Below are 16,398 nucleotides of genomic sequence, written 5' to 3' on the forward strand. Positions count from 1 at the left end.
AAACTGGTGGATTTTTTGCGTGCATCAAAAATTCAATATTAAAAAACAGGATGTTTTTCAGCGTCCTCCTTTTAACCGAGGGAGTGACCGAGAACCTACGGAAAGTCACCAGTTACGCCGCAAAGCACGAAGCCCGGTTTATGAAGCTGTTGACCGAGCAGACCGAGGACGGGAGCAAACGCCGGAACGCCGCAAAAAAGAAAGAGCTGGAAGCGGCAGAAAAGCGGATTGCGGAACTCTCCGCTATCTTCAGGCGGCTGTATGAGGACAGCGTGGCGGGGCGCATATCGGACGAGCGTTTCACGGAACTTTCGGCAGACTACGAAGCCGAGCAAAAGGAACTGAAAGAGAAAGCCGCCGTTCTGCAGGGCGAGCTTTCAAGGACACTGGAAGCCACGGCGAACGCTGAAAAGTTTATGAAAGTAGTCCGCAAGTACACTAGCTTTGAGGAACTCACCCCTACCCTGTTACGGGAGTTTGTGGAGAAAATCGTTATCCACGAATCGGAAGCCCTTGACGGGAAACGCCGGGGGAAGCTCCGCAGACAGGAAATCGAAATCTATTACTCTTTTGTCGGCAAGGTAGAACTGCCCGACTAAAGCCCGACCCGTCCGGCAGTCAGCCGGACAGGGAACGGCAAAATTTTTTACACTTCTTTTACTTCTTTATCTCACATGAGCAAAGAGGCGGGGGTTATCGTGCTGGAGGATGAAGCCATTCCTTTAGAGCGGAATGGGGAAACCATAACACTGCTTGGATTGGCAGATCCCGATTTTACGGTCAAGGGGGATATGTTTGGTGAAGTCCCCGCTATGGTCAGTACGAAATTGAAGAATCTGATTGGCGATGAAAGCGGATACACTATTTTGCTCTCACATAGGCCGGAGCTGCTTGAAACCTATGTAAACTGCGGCATTGATCTGGTCTTTGCAGGCCATGCGCATGGCGGCCAGTTCCGGCTGCCGTTTATCGGCGGGCTGGTTGCCCCCAATCAAGGGCTGTTTCCCAAATATGATGCCGGACTGTATACAGACGGCGGCACAAGCATGGTGGTCAGCCGTGGCATTGGAAACAGCATCATACCACTGCGTTTCAATAACCGCCCGGAGATTGTTTTGGTGGAACTTAATGCCGGATAATACTACAAAAGACAAACCGCCGCACTATGGCTATCATCCGCCATATGCGGCGGTCTGCCTTTTCCGCAGGCAGGCCGGGCGGACTGATAAGGGAAATTGCTTGGAAAGCGGGGAAGTTAGAGGTAATATGCTTACACGGCGGTTTGCGTTTGTGCCGCCCTATATCGGACGAATGGCGAAAAACTTTAGGGCTGATTTTGAATTTTCTGCACTGCATTTATGCCTTTCGTTCCATTTCGTATGCCTTTCGTTCCCTCCATCCCAAAATAGCTAAAAACTTGCCGATAAATTAAGTGACGGCAGAAACGGAAATCCGAGGTGATGAATTTTGAATATAGCAGTGGTCGATGATGAGGAAGCCATCAGGGAGCAGATTGGCGGATTCATAAAAAAGCGGAATCCTGGTTTTAATATAAGTGATTTTGCCACGGGAGAAGAACTGCTTGCGGCAGACACGGAATTTGACATTATCTTTCTTGATATACAGATGAAGGGCATGGGCGGCATTGAGGCGGCGAAAACCATCCGGCAGTCCAATGCCGACAGGGTTATTATCTTCATTACAGGCATTAAGGAGCATGTGTTTGAAGCCTTTGATGTGTCTGCATTCCATTACCTGTTAAAGCCAATCGCAGAGCAGAAATTCATGGAAGTGCTTGACAGGGCAATAGAAGAAGCCGGGAAAAGGAAGGGGCAGAAAGAGCGGCAGATATTCATAAAGACAAAGAATCAGGGATATACGCTTAAACTGAACAGTATCCTGTATATCGAAAACAGGGGAAAGAAGGTGGAGATCCATACCACAGATATGGAAGATATCATAGAAACGTATGCTGGTATGGAGGAACTGGAAGGACAGCTTGGTGATGGCTTTTACCGCTGCCACAGGGGGTATCTGGTAAACATGGCGCACATAGTGAAATACGACATTGACAGTATCTTCCTTTCCAACGGGGAGAAGGTCTATCTGACAAGAAAGAAACACAATGAATTTGTAAAGGCATATATGTGGTATCTGCGGAATGGAGGGGCGTCCTGTGTATGAAGTGGTGAGCGGTCTGCTGGAAATATTTTCAGCTATGTTTCAGGGATACTGCCTGCAGTATTTCATTGGAAGTTTTATGGAAAGCAGGATGCAGAGCAGGAAGATAAATGCGTTGGCAGCCACAGTATTGTACGGGGTGCTGCGGTTAGGAGTGGGATTTTTTCTGCCAAAGAGTTATGGAAGTTTTGGCACCTTTGTAAAGCTGGCAGCAATCATGTGTACCATATTAGTGGTTGTACTGCTGTGTTATAGAGGCGTAGAGAAGTTAACCGTGTTTCTCATAGGTGCTTTTATGGCGGCCAATGAGATCAGTTTTTTCCTGTCATATATGATCTTCAAACTGGAGGATAAAGTGTTCAGGCTATGGGATTGGGAGATTGTAAGTGAGCGTATGTTCTCTCTCGAAGTGTATTACATGGTATCAGTAATCATTGTAATTGGGTTGAATGCTTTAAGGTGTGTGGCTGCGTCAGCATTATTATATTTTTCTCTAAAAAGGATTGTAAAGGATTACCGGGAAAAAGATTATTGCATACACAGGACGGAGCTGCTGTTTATCCTTGCACCGGCGCTGGTTAGTCTGATGATATGTACCTTACTGCGTGTTACTGTAGAGACTACAGAAAGCAGCATACCAGAACTGTTATATGACAGATACCCATTGCTGATCATCATAGTGCCTGTTATCCTGCTGTTGTTGCTGTTCTCCATTATGTCCGGTGTAAAACTGTTTCAGGACATGATTGGTTGGAATCGGGAAAAGAGCAGCAGGATCATTTTAGAGAAGCAGGTCAGCTGCTTACAGGAGCATATGGGGGAGATGGAGCGTGTCTATTCCGGGATACGGGGGATGAGGCATGATATGAAGAATACAGTTTCCGTCATTATGCAGCTTGCGGCCGGAAAGGAGGAAGGAAGGGAAAAGGAACTGTACGCTTATCTGGAAGAGCTGAATCGGTCTATGGACAGATTGGAATTTCGGTTCAAAACGGGAAATACAGTCGTGGATACCCTGCTGAACATGAAATACCATGAGATAACACGGTTAGTGCCGGACTTGCAGATGGATGTGGAGGAGTTGAAATTCCCCGAAAAACTATTCATACAAAGCTATGATATTGGTATTATCTTGGGGAATGCACTGGATAACGCAATAGAAGCGTGCCGGAAACTGAAAGCAAAAGAGCCGGATGCGGAAGCCTTTATCCGTATCAGTTCTTTCCAAAGAAGGGAACTGTTCTTCCTGAATGTGGAAAACAGCTTTGATGGGATGTTGGTGAGGAAGCCGCAAAAAGAATTTCCTGTGACGGATAAAGCAGACAGGGAGAATCATGGGATAGGGCTTGTTAACATCAAAAGTACAGCAGAGAAGTATCTCGGAACAACGGACTTTAAGGTAAAGGGCAGAGTATTCATCCTGTCCGTGATGATGAAAAATGAAAAGGAGGAGAAGTGAAAATGAATTTAGGTGTAACAGGTAAATTGGGAGGGTACTATCTGGCGGAGCAGTACCGAAAGAATGCGGCGGCTGATAAGAATGGAGGTGTGAGTTTTGCGGAGCTTGCGGCGGCAAAGGCGGCGGGGCAGCCGAAGGTGCCGGGAATGAGCTTTAAGGATATGTGGCAGGCGAGGTTTCCCGGTGCATACTACCATGTGATGGACGGTTCGGCAATATCGCAGGGAGCATGGGATAGAAATGATTTTCCGTTTGAACGGTTCTTTTCCGACCATGTTGATGAATCCATCCTGAACTGGACGCCATCCGGGGCAGAGCCACCAGCAGGTAATTCGGAAGTGCAGTCAAGATGGAGTTCTATGGCGGGAAAGAAAGCCGTTATTGTACCTCCTGCTTTGGATGAAAAGATGAAAAATAATCCTGAACTTGCGAAGAGGGTGATGGCAGATGTTGAAAATTTCATTGCCACATATCCGGCAACACCGGGCTGCTCTTATCTGATTGAAGTGGATGAAAATGGAGGGATATCCAAATACCGCGTGACCAGCCCCGGACAGATTACTGTTTCATCATCGGAATTTGTGGATGCCCGCAGAGCGAGGGAAGCAAAACACGCAGAATATGAAAGGCTGGCGGAGGAAGCTGCCCTGAAACGCAAGCTGATGGAGCAGGAAACAGACGAGAGATATTATCAGACCAGCATAACCAAAAAAGCAGTTTCGATTGCGGCTTATGAAGCGGCGGGCATTTTGAAGTAAAGCAGGATATGCCCGGACTTACCATAAGGGGGCATGGGCGGCTCCGAATGACAGAGGGATCGCAGGTAAGATAAACAGTAAATAGTTTTAAGGAGGATGATATTATGGCAATTTCAGGAGTTGGAAGCAACTACGGCAATGTGTATGGGAATACATACGCAGCACAGAAAAATGAGGCAGCAAAGAAAACAGAAACGAAGGAAGCCGCGCCTGCACAGGCGAAGAATACAGGAACAGGCAGCGTATCGGATTATTATTCCTACCTGCAGAAGAATTATGACTGTGTAAAAAATGGCAGCGTGGCGATTTCGGGCTCTTACCTGAAAGAGTGTGCAAGGAACCCGGAAAAGGCGAAGGAGCTGGAAGAAAGCCTTGCTTACTTCAAAGAGGGATATGAAAATGGCCTTAAGAGCGCCCAGGCAAATGCCAGGGCTATCGGCGCGAGGGTGGTGAACTATTCGGAAAGCTGGAGCATCGACAGCACGGGGAATATAACGATGATGGCATCCACCACGGTGACTTCCGACAGCGGGGTAAAGGGCTGGAAGGAACTGGCAGAGGAACGGGAGGAAAAATTAAAAGAGAAGAAAGAGCAGGAGCGCACCGAGGAAAAGAGAAAGGAGCAGAAGGAACAGGAGGAACTGCTGGAAAAGATACAGGTTTCGGCGCAGCCGGTGACCGTCATATCGGATGCATACCATAAGCCTGTTGACATCAAGGCATAAAATGACAGAAAGGAAGAAAGCCAATGGATATCAATAATCTGCAAAGGACACTGCCGCAGTCATACCATGTAGATGCTGGCAGGATCAGGGAGCGTTTACAGCAGGCGGATAAAGGCATCGCCGCAGGGAAATGGCAGGGCGACAGTGTGGATATTTCCGGGGAAGGGCGCAGGGCTTTGAGGAAAAAAATGTCTGCGGCAAAAAGGATGGAGCCTTCCGGGGATATCGGAAGACTCTCCCCCATAAACTCCGGGGCGTATGGCATGATGAATGATTTTGAAAAGGTTATGTCGGAACTTGGGGGAGGCTCCGTGTCGGACGAATTCGTGACAAAGGAATATTCGCAGGAGGACGTTGACGCACTGAAAGCGAGGTTTGAAGAAAAGGAAGGCATAAAGACGGATACCTTTGACAGCTATGTGAATAAGATGGCTTCCGCCTATCAACTGCTGAAAGACCGCATAGAGGAAAAATATGCGGCATCCGGCGGCGGGAAGGAATATTACACTGCGGAGGATGGAAGCACGCAGGAGCTGACGAAGGAAAAGGAACTGGAAATGCTGGATAAAGCCTATGAGACGCACAGCAGGTTTATGGCGACAAACACGCAGATATGGAGCGAACTGCAGGGCTTTAAGGCACAGACGGTATATCATTCCGGCGGTTCTGAAAAGGAAGCGGCTGCTGTGAAGGAGCAGGCCTACCATGCGTTCATGGATGCAGTCAGTGAGAAGAATGGCGGGCGGCTGAAACAGGAAAAGGGCAGCCTGAACCAGTTCCGGCTGGATTTGGGGATTTCCCCTTCCGCAAGGAATACCCTGAATGGGATTTGGGATTATTATGCGAATTTGAAACATTGATGAGAGCGAATATTTTTATTTGGCGGAGGTGCAAAAACAAGCGCCTCCTGCTATTGATGTTGCTGCCCATTTTTTTTGACTTAAAATTGCTCTGATTGCCTGTCATAGAATTAACCGATATAATGACATGAGAATAGAGAAAGGAAAAGGTTCCAGGACACGAATCTTTTGCAGAGAACTGAGTCCTGAAACCATTACTAAAAACATGGTTATTATATCAAAGTATGAAGTGGAACACAAGGAGGATGAGGATATATTTAATAACCAGTAAAGAAGAAAGCGTCTGCCCATGCTGTGGAAGTCCCCTTAAGTGCAGGGACAGCAGACGACGCGTGTAAAGAAAAGCGGGAGGCGGGAAGGAATGGCGCCTGATCCGGCGGTTGAAATGCAGCAATGACAGATGCAGGAGGCTCCATAATGAACTGCCTGACTGTATGCGCCCCTACAAGCATTATGACGCAGGGCTGATCGAGGATGTTGTGGACGGTGTGGTCGGCGAAGAGGATATTGAAACCGAGGATTACCCCTGCAGCGGGACGATGAAGCATTGGAGATGGCGGTCACAAATGAATGAAAAGAACATGGAGGGACAGATCCGACAGGCGGCGCACCGCTTCCTGGATTTAGATGGGAAGTTCCTGAAATCCAGGGAGCCTTTACTGGAAAAACTAAAGGAACGGATAAGCCCTGGCTGGCTTAAGGCGGCAGTGAGGGCTATATATAATTCCGGGGGTCGTATAGAGCCGTATCCGGGACATGCGTAAAGATGCGCCTGCTTTTGTTCGCTGTCAATTTTTAACGGGTATATACTCCTTTTTGAAAGGAGGCTCATGAAGATGGAAGCAAAAGAAGTGAAAAAATGGCAGGATGAAGAAGCATTAAAAAGATACGGGATGATGGCGCCGCTCCTGGATCCGGAATTGGATGAAGGGAAAAGGCGGCGGATGAGGGAGGAAGCTGCAGAAAGGAACGGTGTATCCAAAAGGACGCTGTACCGGTATGAAAAGGGATGCCGTGAGGAAGGGTTTGAAGGCCTGCGTCCGGCAGGCGGGACGAAAAAGAGACGGCAGGGGCTTCCGGAAAACTTTGAAAGGATCATGAAGCAGGCGGCGCAGCTGAGACGGGAGGCCCCAAAGCGGAGCGTGCGCCAGATCATAAAGACACTGGAGCTGGAAGGATGGGCGCAGCCGGGGGTTTTAAAGCAGTCCACGATGCAGAGGCGCCTGTACGATGCGGGTCTTGGGAAGAAGCGGATGAAGCGTTATGCCGAGAAGAGGGAAACGTCATCAAGACGTTTCTGCAGACCGCGCCGGATGGAGCTTTTACAGGGGGACATAAAGTGCGGGCCGGATCTGCGGACAACTTCGGGGGAACTGGTAAAGGCCTATTTATCCTCGCTGATCGATCACCACTCCCGTTGCATCGTGCAGTCAGAGTTTTATGATAGCCAGAGACGGGAGATCGTGGAGGACACGTTCCATAAAGCGGTATTAAAGTCCGGGAAATTCGACTGCGCCTATCTGGACAATGGCGCACAGTATGCGGCGGAGCATCTGGGAAAAGCCTGCGCGAAGCTGGGGATACGGATTGTCCATGCAAAACCAGGCGCGCGCCAGTCGAAAGGTAAAATAGAAAAATTCCACCAGAAAGTGGACCAGTTTATGGCGGAGATCCGCGCATCGCACGTGCATTGCGTGGAAGAGCTGAACCGCAGGTGGAAGATATTTTTAGAGCGGGAATACCAGAAAGAGGCGCATGCAGGGATAAAGGAGTATTATGAATCCTATGGCGCGTCAGTCCCCGCCTGCGGGATCGCGCCGGAGCAGGAATGGATGAGGGATGCCCGGGGGCTGGTTTTTATGGATGTATCCGTGGTGGCGGAAGCGTTCCTGCGCCATGAAACACGCCGGATAGACGAGGCCGGGTGTTTTTCTCTCGGGGGAAGCCGTTATGAAGCGAGCGCTGCGCTGGCAAATATGGAGGCGGAGATCGCCTATGACCCGATGGATATGGAAACGGCGGCGGTAAGATGCCGCGGTGCGGAGCCGCTTCAGGCACACCGGATGGAGATAGGGGCGTTTTCATCCAAAGCGCCGCCAGCACCCATGGGGATGGCGGGAAGCGTTCCGGAAACATCAAGGCTCCTGGATGCACTGGAAAAGAAATATAAGGAAGATCACGGGCAGAAGGCGCGCGCCCTTTCCTTCGGGGAGTGCGGGAAGGAGGCGGGGAGGCGTGTATGAGAGTTTTTTTGAAATGGAGCATACGCCATTTGCAAGGGACATCCCGGTGGAGAGGCTGTACACATCGCCGCAGACAGAGGACGCACTGGGAAGGCTTGTTTATGTCGTAGACCACCAGATGTTTGCCGTGGTGACGGCAAATCCGGGACGCGGGAAGTCCACCATGGTAAGGATGCTGGACGGAAGGCTTGGAAAGGAAAAACGCCTGCTGTTATGCCTGTCCGATTCGAAACTGACGCCGAGATGGCTGTATGCAGGGCTTTTAGGGCAGCTGGGCCTGGAGCCGCGTTATTTCAGCGGGGATTCCAAACGGCTGCTGCAGAAAGAGATCCAGACGGTCAGTGCAGAACAGAAAAAGAAAGTGGTATGCGCGCTGGACGAAGCGCGCCTGTTAGGGAAGGACATGCTGGAAGAACTGAGGTTCCTGCTGAATTACAGGTTTGACTCCATAAGCCCGATGTCGCTGGCGCTTGTAGGGCAGACGGAATTATGGGAGCGGAAACTGAAGCTGCAGGCCTATGAGGCCATAAGGCAGCGTATCGACATGAACATCGCACTGGGAAGGCTGGACCGTGCAGAAACAGGAAAATATGTTGCATCCCATATGGCATATGCGGGTGCAGGGAAAGAGATATTCGCCAGCGGTGCGGAGGACGAAGTCTATAAGATGTCTGCGGGCATACCGCGGATGATAAACCGTGTATGTGAAAAGGCGCTGATGTATGCGCGCCAGCAGCAGAAGCGGCTGGTGGACGAGCGCATGGTGCGTTTTGTGGCGGACCATGAGATGCTGGGAGGTGTGGGATGATGACGTGGACAAAAGGGCGCATGGAGTTTGTATGCACCGAGCCGGCGGAAGAAGGAAAAAGGGAAGAAAGATGGCTTGGGGAAGTGAAAGTCAGAAGTTACGGCCCGGGCGCAATTTCCAGCAGGGATACAAAATGCAGCATCCAGAAATGACAGATAATTACTGGCCGCAGAATGGAGAAAGCTGTCTGGAAAGCTGCCGTAAACCGGAAGGTGAATAATTGTGTATACAATTGGACCAGTGACAGGAAAACGGGTAGGCTTGCGACAGCGAACAAGGTCAAATCTGTGACATCTCATGAAGTTATTAACACCATTGACGAGCTTACCGCCCCGCTTTTGAATGAACTGATTGAGAAAATCGTTGTCCACCAGTCATGGAAAGACGAGAATGGAAAAGCTGTTTGCGGGTTATGTGAATGCAAGGCTGGACAGTTACTTGATGATGCTGGAAGAATAAGCATATAGCAGTCATTTAAAAATGCCCCAAACGCCCCATCGCATATATTGACCATGGGAATTATGTAATGTTCACTAAACAATTATTTCGATACTATATGACGGATAATTTCAGTCAGCTCGAAACCTTTGAAAAGGGCGGTTTATACCAAAAACAAAATTATATTTTATGCATATAATTTATTATACCCTCCTGAAATCACGATATGATACATTTTTTGGAGCGGTTGTAAAAGGTATGATAAATATGCCATCACTGAATACCTAATATAAATGAGGTGGTTTCAATTGAATAATTTTAATGCGAATTGGATATTTAATCCGCCGAATCTGTTTGGTATGGGAAGGAATTGTAACAGAAATTATAACCGAAACACAGTTCAGCCGTCACCTAATTGCGGCTCTGAGGCGAACACGGCTGCATCAGATCCTTCTCATCATACAAATGCTGCAGAATCGGGAAAATATAATTCTTGTTGTTGTAAGTCTGAGCCGATGGAGCAGGTCAAAGAGCCCGCTTTGCCGGACTGTCCGTGTGAATGCAGAGAGGAAGAGCAGCTGGAATGTCCGTGCGAATGCAGAGAGGAAGAGCAGCCGGACTGTCCCTGCGAATGTAGAGAGGAAGAGCAGCCGGACTGTCCCTGCGAATGCAGAAAGCCAGCTTTGCCCAACTGTCCGTGCGGATGTGGAGAGCCAGGTCCGCAGGGTCCCAGAGGAGAACCAGGCCCGCCTGGATGTCCCGGTGAATGCGGAGAGCCAGGTCCGCAGGGTCCCAGAGGAGAACCAGGCCCGCCTGGATGTCCTGGTGAACGCGGAGAGACTGGTCCTCAGGGCGTCACAGGCCCGCAAGGCCCACAGGGAGCAACAGGCCCACAGGGTCCCAGAGGAGAATCCGGTGCACGCGGCCCGGCAGGTCCTCCAGGTTATCCGCAAAACAGTATATTTGCATCCTTTTCCGGACAGAAAATTATCTTGCCGGAAAATGCCAGCCTTCCGCTGAAAATAGATATACCGGATATCACCTGCAACATATCTCTTTGTAATGACTATTCCGTATCGCTGACTCCTGGATATTATGCTATTTGCTATTATATATCCACGATAATGAAAAGGAGTGGTTTTATCAAGCTTACGCCAGTTTTTAATGACTGTATGCAGACGGTATATGCCGCATGCGCAGAGGCAGCAAAGAGGAAAGAAATGCTTGTGTTGTCAAGATATTTTATCATTGAAATATCCAGTGCGTCCACACTGTTTTTTGCATGGGATTCTTCCGCAGGCGCTTCCGAAATCAATATGAGCCTGAGTATAGAAAAGCTTGGCAGACAATAATTTAAAGAAGAGGGGGAATTAACATGCCGACAATAAGTCTGTGCATGATTGTCAAAAATGAGGAAATGCATATTGCGCGCTGCCTGAATAGTGTGGCAGAACTTGTAGATGAAATTATTATTGTAGATACCGGTTCGGCGGATCGGACAGTGGAAATCGTGTCTGAGTATACCTCAAAGGTATATTCGTATCCATGGAACGATGATTTTTCTGATGCCAGAAACTATTCTTTTTCCAAAGCGTCTATGGATTATTGTATGTGGATGGATGCCGACGATATTTTGGAAGAAACGGAAAAGGATAAATTTTTACAGTTAAAGCAGACGCTGTCGCCGGATGTGGATATCGTAATGATGAAATATAATACTTCTTTTGATGAAGCGGGTAAACCGTCTTTTTCTTATTTTAGAGAAAGATGGATTAGAAACTGTGCGCAATACCGCTGGATTGGCGCAGTCCATGAGGTCATTCCTCCAAACGGCAGCGTAGTTTATTCTGATATTGCGATTAGTCACAAAAAGATGAATGCGGGAGATCCGGAACGGAATCTGAAGATATACCAAAAGGCGCTGGCAGAGGGAAAGACTCTAGAGCCCCGTCAGCAATATTATTATGGGCGGGAATTATATTATCATAAACAATATGAAGAGGCTGTTTCTGTGTTAGAACAATTCCTGCTCTCAGAGGAAGGTTGGATCGAAAATAAAATAGAGGCATGTACTGTCTGTGCCAATTGTTATTATTGTTTGGGGCAGGAACAGTCTGCATTAAACGCTCTTTTGCGCAGCATGAGCTTTGATTCGCCAAGGGCTGAATTGTGCTGCGAAATCGGGAAATATTTTTTGGAACATGGGAATTACCATACGGCTGTCTATTGGTATGAAACTGCGCTGAACAGCCCCCATAATGACTATTCCAGTGGGTTTGTCCTGCCGGATTGCTATGATTATGTCCCTCTTCTGCAGTTATGTGTATGTTATGACAAAATAGGAGATAAGAAAAAAGCAAAAGAATACAATGAAAGGGCGGGAGCCTGTAAGCCTTATTCCAAAGCATATCTTTATAACAAGCAGTATTTCGACCGTCTGCAGATTTCTTAGAGCGTGTTTTAGACACGTTCTAATTTTTTTCGAAAATAAGTAACAAAATTATGCAGATAAACATAAGATATTTGTAGAAAATGATACTTTTGAGTATATTTTCGGATAATTTAGAAAGGATGAGGCTTTTATGGATAATAAAAATATATGCAGTAATTGTCAGAATCAGTGTTATCCTGACTGTTGTGAACGCGGGCCTGCGGGACCGAAAGGAGATCAGGGTCCTATGGGACCGCAGGGAATGAAAGGTGATACTGGTTGTCCAGGCCCGAAGGGTGACAGAGGAGATCAGGGTCCTATGGGACCACAGGGAATTCCCGGTGCGCCTGGCGCGAGAGGGCCCAGAGGAAATACAGGTCCGATAGGGCCTACCGGAAATACAGGGCCCAGAGGTTATGCAGGACCCAGAGGTTACGCTGGTCCCCAGGGTATCCAAGGTATTCAGGGCATCCGCGGTGACATTGGCCCGAAAGGAGATCCGGGGTGTGAAGGTCCAAAAGGAGATGTCGGCCCGCAGGGACCTGCAGGCCCAACTGGCCCTGCAGGTCCAGCGGGACCGCAAGGAGAAATCGGGCTTCAGGGGCCCAGAGGTATTCCGGGGCCAACTGGTTCAACTGGTCCGACCGGCCCTATGGGACCGCAAGGCGTAACTGGTCCGCAAGGTATTCAGGGCGTGACTGGCCCAATCGGAACTCAGGGTCCGAAAGGGTGTCCGGGAGATGATGGCCCGACCGGCCCAACCGGCTCGACGGGGGCAACCGGTCCGACAGGTCCAACAGGAGCAACAGGCCCGACAGGAGCCGACGGTGTAACGGGAGCAACAGGAGCCGATGGAGCGACCGGAGCAACAGGAGCAACAGGAGCCGATGGAGCGACGGGGGCCACGGGAGCAACAGGAGCCGATGGAGCGACAGGGGCAACAGGAGCAGATGGAGCGACAGGCCCAACGGGAGCGACTGGAGTGACCGGAGCGACAGGGGCAACAGGAGCGACCGGAGCAGACGGAGCAACAGGAGCGACCGGAGCGACAGGGGCAACAGGAACCGACGGTGTAACGGGAGCAACAGGAGCGACCGGAGCAACGGGAGCGACCGGAGCGGACGGAGCAACAGGTCCAACAGGAGCGACCGGAGCAGATGGAGCGATAGGGGCAACAGGAGCAGATGGAGCGACAGGCCCAACGGGAGCGACTGGAGTGACCGGAGCGACAGGGGCAACAGGAGCGACCGGAGCAGACGGAGCAACAGGTCCAACAGGAGCGACCGGAGCGGACGGAGTGACAGGTCCAACCGGAGCGACAGGAGCAACAGGAGCGACCGGAGCGGACGGAGCGACAGGAGCAACAGGAGCGACAGGGGTTGCGGGCACGGGAGCGATCATCCCCTTTGCATCAGGGCTTCCGGTTTCTCTGACGACAATCGCAGGAGGGCTTGCAGGTATTCCTGCTTTTGTTGGTTTTGGAAGCAGTGTACAGGGTCTTACACTTTTGGGAACAACCATTGATATCACAAATGCCAGCGGGACCCTTTCCAATTTTGCATTCCAGGTTCCGCGTGCCGGTATCATTACCTCATTCAGTGCGTTTTTCAGCACAACATTGGCGCTTTCTCTGGTAGGCTCCACTGTTACAATAAGGGCGCAGATTTATCAATCCACAACGCCGAATAATGTCTTTTCTCCGATTGCCGGAACACTGATTAACCTGACGCCGTCACTTACAGGAGTAATATCTGTGGGTACACTCTTAAACGGTTCACTTACAGGACTGAATATTCCGGTAACGGCTCAAACCCGGCTGATGCTGGTATTCTCAGCAACAGCAAGCGGATTATCCTTGCTCAATACAGTTGCAGGATATGCAAGCGCCGGTTTAAGCATTAACTAATTATGTAAGATAAGAATAATTCCCAGAGGTTTCCGTATTGAAAACCTCTGGGATAATTTTTTTATTTCCTTGCTAATATCTGTTTTGGTAAATAAGCCACACTCGTTGAAACCCGCATTGTTGACAAGGAAATTAATCGGTATATTCCAGTTGCATATTTGCTCCATAATCAAATCTACGGCATCTTCTTTCGACAAGTCATATGCAATAAAATTTACAGCTACATGATACTTTTTCTGTAAATATAATTGCTGTTGTTCCAGTTTTTGTCTATCTCGTGATACAAGTATAATATTATTTCCCATGCTTACAAATTTTTCAGCAAACGTTTTTCCGATTCCGCTTGTTGTGCCTGTAATTAAAACATTTTCCATTCCTTTTCCCTGCCAGTGCTTTAAAATAGCCTATATATGCTTATTATGTGTCTGTATATACTCTGCCTTTACCTTGTCAATGGTTTTTCCGCCAATGCCGAAGTTTTTGTCGGGCAATTCCTTTATGGTTGTTACAAAAAATTCCTGTGGGATTTTCATAATTTCAGAAGATATTTCGGTTAATCGTTTCATCAGTTCCTCCTTTTGCGTATCGGATAAAACACCGCTTTCTACAGTGATATAAGGCATTTTCCAGTTCCTCCTGTTTTTTCTCTTTAATTTTCTCCATGATTAAATAACTTCCATTCTTCTCTATATGACATATTTTTATGGGAAGAATCCTCTAAAAGTTTTTCGTAGAACAACAACTTTTTTTGTGTTAGGTCAAATGCGTTCTGAAAATTAGCCATTTGCTTTTTAATATTCTCCATGTGATTTTGTACCATAGTAAAACGCTGTTCAAGGGTTTCTCCGCCCAGTATTAACAATGAAACATATTCCTTAATGGAATGAATGGGGATATTTGCCATACGCATACACTGTATCATTTTAATCCATTCAATGTCCTCGTCTGTATATTGCCTGTATTTTTGGCTGTTTCTGGCTATTGGGGGCAATAGTTTTTCCTTTTCGTAATATCTCAAAGTTGCTGTTGATAACCCTGTCAGTTTGGCTGTTTCCTTTGCTGAATACATATAAATACGCCTTTCTTTTTAATCATAAACTATGAAGTGCGCTTCAAGTCAACAGGAAAATTATATCATAGCAGAAAGGAAAAGATATTAGGAATTGGTGGCGGTTTATATTATTTTACCATTTTTAATGTTATGCTTTTTCCATTTAGTTACAACTCCTTGATATTCATTTCCTTTTTTCATAACAAAGGGGAGAATGCCAAATCGAAATATTATAAAATGTCTTATTTTTTGGTATAAATATGTTTTCTGCTTATAGATATCTTTATATAATTTATCTGTTGCCTTATTTAGAGTATTATGAATTTGGGGGTTACTGAATGGATTACTGGAAAATGGTGTTTTAATAACAAGTGAGTTGGAAATAGTTGCGCCAGAATAACAAAATAGCCTATTTAATATTTTAGCAGTATCTTTTCCACCGTAATTCTCATATGTTGATACGCTGATTGCATATTTTTTGAATAGTAATTGTTCTATTGCAAAATGTCCACGGTCTATTAAAACTTTCACATGCCCAGAAACATTGCTTGCATATGTGGGAGAGCCTATTATAATGCCGTCTGCTGTTTCAATTTTTTGTGATAACATTTCAATGTCATCATTGAAAATACATTTACCATTTTTATAGCATTTACAGCAACCAATACAATAGTTCATATTCAGGTCTGCAACATTATAAAATTGAATTTCTACATTAGGGTAAGTTTGTAATTTTTGATACATTTCATGTAAAATTAATGCCGTTGCTCCATTTTTCCTGTGGCTTCCGTTTATCATTATAATCTTCATACCCATTTCCCCTTTCAATTTCTATTATAGTGATATATAATACTTTTTGAAAAGTACGAACTTTTTTGTGTGATACTATCAAAAAGGAGAGAATGTGTGAAAAAAGAGCCTTGTTATCTTCAAGATTTTGGATATAAAAGATTTGAAACGATTGTGGGAATGATTGGTGGAAAGTGGAAATTAAGAATAATATATATGTTGGCGTTTCATGAAGTATTGAGATATGGGGAGCTGAAACGTTTGCTTGCCCCAATTACGCATAAAATGTTGACAAATCAATTAAAAGAATTGGAGAAAGATGGGCTTATTGTTCGTAAGGAGTATCCGCAAGTACCTCCAAAGGTCGAATATTATATGTCCGAAATGGGAAAAGGTTTAAGACCTGTGGTAAGGGCAATGTATGAATGGATTGAAAAGTATGATATTAAATAAATAAGTATGAGTGCGGGTAATGGCTATATTTCCTTAATAATTACTTAGATATGGTGCTAGCGTCATGTATGACTGGCGTTTAAAGAGAAATTAGAGGTTAGCGATTTGCTAATTTTATTAATTTTGAATGAAACAAATATGAAAGAAATTTTCAAGAAATGTTGAGGTTGCCAGGGTTGTCTATTCTCTTAGAGGTAGGAAAAAAGTGTATATATTATCCAATACGATACCACAAACATTATAATGTTTAGTACCTCTGGCTTTTTTACCAAGATACGTAGTTGGTTAAATATGTC

The 16,398-nt window shown here is 46.8% G+C and carries 19 protein-coding genes and 1 pseudogene; 16 read left to right on the forward strand and 4 right to left on the reverse strand.

Annotation, left to right across the window (positions count from 1 at the left end; translation table 11 throughout):
• The 15 genes and pseudogenes from E5329_RS21415 to E5329_RS21480 all read left to right on the forward strand — a co-directional run.
• On the forward strand, window positions 1–599 hold a 599-nt coding region (locus E5329_RS21415), incomplete at its 5' end, for a DUF4368 domain-containing protein (RefSeq protein WP_275443576.1).
• Window positions 600–698: 99 nt separating this feature from the next.
• On the forward strand, window positions 699–1,139 hold the full coding sequence (locus E5329_RS21420; RefSeq protein WP_330572282.1) for a hypothetical protein: 441 nt from the start codon (window positions 699–701) through the stop codon (window positions 1,137–1,139).
• A gap of 328 nt (window positions 1,140–1,467) precedes the next feature.
• Window positions 1,468–2,184 (forward strand): LytR/AlgR family response regulator transcription factor, encoded by a 717-nt coding sequence (locus E5329_RS21425; RefSeq protein ID WP_135991371.1) that lies wholly within the window; start codon window positions 1,468–1,470, stop codon window positions 2,182–2,184.
• Window positions 2,177–3,640: a sensor histidine kinase gene (locus tag E5329_RS21430; protein ID WP_275443577.1), complete on the forward strand. Its 1,464-nt coding sequence runs from the start codon at window positions 2,177–2,179 to the stop codon at window positions 3,638–3,640. The genes E5329_RS21425 and E5329_RS21430 overlap by 8 nt, the downstream gene beginning before the upstream one ends.
• Before the next feature lie 2 nt (window positions 3,641–3,642).
• Window positions 3,643–4,398 (forward strand): hypothetical protein, encoded by a 756-nt coding sequence (locus tag E5329_RS21435; protein ID WP_135991373.1) that lies wholly within the window; start codon window positions 3,643–3,645, stop codon window positions 4,396–4,398.
• Between the two features lie 104 nt (window positions 4,399–4,502).
• A complete protein-coding gene (locus tag E5329_RS21440) occupies window positions 4,503–5,123 on the forward strand; it encodes a DUF6033 family protein (protein WP_135991374.1) in 621 nt (206 codons plus the stop codon).
• Between the two features lie 23 nt (window positions 5,124–5,146).
• Complete coding sequence (locus E5329_RS21445; RefSeq protein ID WP_135991375.1) at window positions 5,147–5,983, forward strand: hypothetical protein; 837 nt, start codon at window positions 5,147–5,149, stop codon at window positions 5,981–5,983.
• 353 nt (window positions 5,984–6,336) lie between these two features.
• Window positions 6,337–6,747, forward strand: a pseudogene (locus E5329_RS21450) (DUF6431 domain-containing protein); the annotation flags it as partial.
• A 72-nt stretch (window positions 6,748–6,819) separates the two neighbouring features.
• Complete coding sequence (locus E5329_RS21455; protein ID WP_135991376.1) at window positions 6,820–8,226, forward strand: DDE-type integrase/transposase/recombinase; 1,407 nt, start codon at window positions 6,820–6,822, stop codon at window positions 8,224–8,226.
• Window positions 8,219–9,034: an ExeA family protein gene (locus tag E5329_RS21460; RefSeq protein WP_135991377.1), complete on the forward strand. Its 816-nt coding sequence runs from the start codon at window positions 8,219–8,221 to the stop codon at window positions 9,032–9,034. Before E5329_RS21455 ends, E5329_RS21460 begins: the two co-directional genes overlap by 8 nt.
• Window positions 9,031–9,186, forward strand: coding sequence for a hypothetical protein (locus E5329_RS30010; RefSeq protein ID WP_168356717.1), 156 nt, complete (start codon window positions 9,031–9,033; stop codon window positions 9,184–9,186). The genes E5329_RS21460 and E5329_RS30010 overlap by 4 nt, the downstream gene beginning before the upstream one ends.
• A gap of 21 nt (window positions 9,187–9,207) precedes the next feature.
• On the forward strand, window positions 9,208–9,501 hold the full coding sequence (locus E5329_RS21465; protein ID WP_135991378.1) for a DUF4368 domain-containing protein: 294 nt from the start codon (window positions 9,208–9,210) through the stop codon (window positions 9,499–9,501).
• 279 nt (window positions 9,502–9,780) lie between these two features.
• Window positions 9,781–10,824 carry a collagen-like triple helix repeat-containing protein gene (locus E5329_RS21470; RefSeq protein ID WP_275443578.1) on the forward strand — a complete coding sequence of 348 codons (1,044 nt, stop codon included), beginning with the start codon at window positions 9,781–9,783 and terminating at the stop codon, window positions 10,822–10,824.
• 23 nt (window positions 10,825–10,847) lie between these two features.
• Complete coding sequence (locus tag E5329_RS21475) at window positions 10,848–11,924, forward strand: tetratricopeptide repeat-containing glycosyltransferase family 2 protein (protein ID WP_135991379.1); 1,077 nt, start codon at window positions 10,848–10,850, stop codon at window positions 11,922–11,924.
• Window positions 11,925–12,222: 298 nt separating this feature from the next.
• Window positions 12,223–13,809 (forward strand): exosporium glycoprotein BclB-related protein, encoded by a 1,587-nt coding sequence (locus tag E5329_RS21480; protein WP_330572283.1) that lies wholly within the window; start codon window positions 12,223–12,225, stop codon window positions 13,807–13,809.
• Here the strand turns inward: E5329_RS21480 and E5329_RS21485 are convergent.
• From E5329_RS21485 to E5329_RS21500, 4 genes are all read right to left on the reverse strand, one after another.
• Window positions 13,806–14,183 (reverse strand): SDR family NAD(P)-dependent oxidoreductase, encoded by a 378-nt coding sequence (locus E5329_RS21485; protein ID WP_275443579.1) that lies wholly within the window; start codon window positions 14,181–14,183, stop codon window positions 13,806–13,808. The genes E5329_RS21480 and E5329_RS21485 overlap by 4 nt on opposite strands.
• Before the next feature lie 30 nt (window positions 14,184–14,213).
• Window positions 14,214–14,432, reverse strand: coding sequence for a 4-oxalocrotonate tautomerase DmpI (dmpI, locus tag E5329_RS21490; RefSeq protein WP_135991381.1), 219 nt, complete (start codon window positions 14,430–14,432; stop codon window positions 14,214–14,216).
• A 26-nt stretch (window positions 14,433–14,458) separates the two neighbouring features.
• Complete coding sequence (locus E5329_RS21495) at window positions 14,459–14,878, reverse strand: MerR family transcriptional regulator (protein ID WP_135991382.1); 420 nt, start codon at window positions 14,876–14,878, stop codon at window positions 14,459–14,461.
• Between the two features lie 105 nt (window positions 14,879–14,983).
• Window positions 14,984–15,670, reverse strand: coding sequence for a flavodoxin family protein (locus E5329_RS21500; protein WP_168356718.1), 687 nt, complete (start codon window positions 15,668–15,670; stop codon window positions 14,984–14,986).
• Between the two features lie 96 nt (window positions 15,671–15,766).
• Here E5329_RS21500 and E5329_RS21505 point away from each other — a divergent pair, with 96 nt between their 5' ends.
• Window positions 15,767–16,102 carry a winged helix-turn-helix transcriptional regulator gene (locus tag E5329_RS21505; protein WP_275443582.1) on the forward strand — a complete coding sequence of 112 codons (336 nt, stop codon included), beginning with the start codon at window positions 15,767–15,769 and terminating at the stop codon, window positions 16,100–16,102.
• The last annotated feature ends 296 nt before the right edge of the window (window positions 16,103–16,398 follow it).

The sequence above is a fragment of the Petralouisia muris genome (assembly GCF_004793545.1).
Classification (GTDB): Bacteria; Bacillota; Clostridia; order Lachnospirales; family Lachnospiraceae; genus Petralouisia; species Petralouisia muris.

Coding starts and splice junctions, on each gene's coding strand:
- E5329_RS21480 (WP_330572283.1), top strand. CDS start 12,223: ATGGGACCACAGGGAATTCCCGGTGCGCCTGGCGCGAGAGGGCCCAGA.
- E5329_RS21485 (WP_275443579.1), bottom strand. CDS start 14,183: ATGGAAAATGTTTTAATTACAGGCACAACAAGCGGAATCGGAAAAACG.
- E5329_RS30010 (WP_168356717.1), top strand. CDS start 9,031: ATGATGACGTGGACAAAAGGGCGCATGGAGTTTGTATGCACCGAGCCG.
- E5329_RS21465 (WP_135991378.1), top strand. CDS start 9,208: ATGGAGAAAGCTGTCTGGAAAGCTGCCGTAAACCGGAAGGTGAATAAT.
- E5329_RS21455 (WP_135991376.1), top strand. CDS start 6,820: ATGGAAGCAAAAGAAGTGAAAAAATGGCAGGATGAAGAAGCATTAAAA.
- dmpI (WP_135991381.1), bottom strand. CDS start 14,432: ATGCCTTATATCACTGTAGAAAGCGGTGTTTTATCCGATACGCAAAAG.
- E5329_RS21500 (WP_168356718.1), bottom strand. CDS start 15,670: ATGAAGATTATAATGATAAACGGAAGCCACAGGAAAAATGGAGCAACG.
- E5329_RS21435 (WP_135991373.1), top strand. CDS start 3,643: ATGAATTTAGGTGTAACAGGTAAATTGGGAGGGTACTATCTGGCGGAG.
- E5329_RS21440 (WP_135991374.1), top strand. CDS start 4,503: ATGGCAATTTCAGGAGTTGGAAGCAACTACGGCAATGTGTATGGGAAT.
- E5329_RS21445 (WP_135991375.1), top strand. CDS start 5,147: ATGGATATCAATAATCTGCAAAGGACACTGCCGCAGTCATACCATGTA.
- E5329_RS21495 (WP_135991382.1), bottom strand. CDS start 14,878: ATGTATTCAGCAAAGGAAACAGCCAAACTGACAGGGTTATCAACAGCA.
- E5329_RS21475 (WP_135991379.1), top strand. CDS start 10,848: ATGCCGACAATAAGTCTGTGCATGATTGTCAAAAATGAGGAAATGCAT.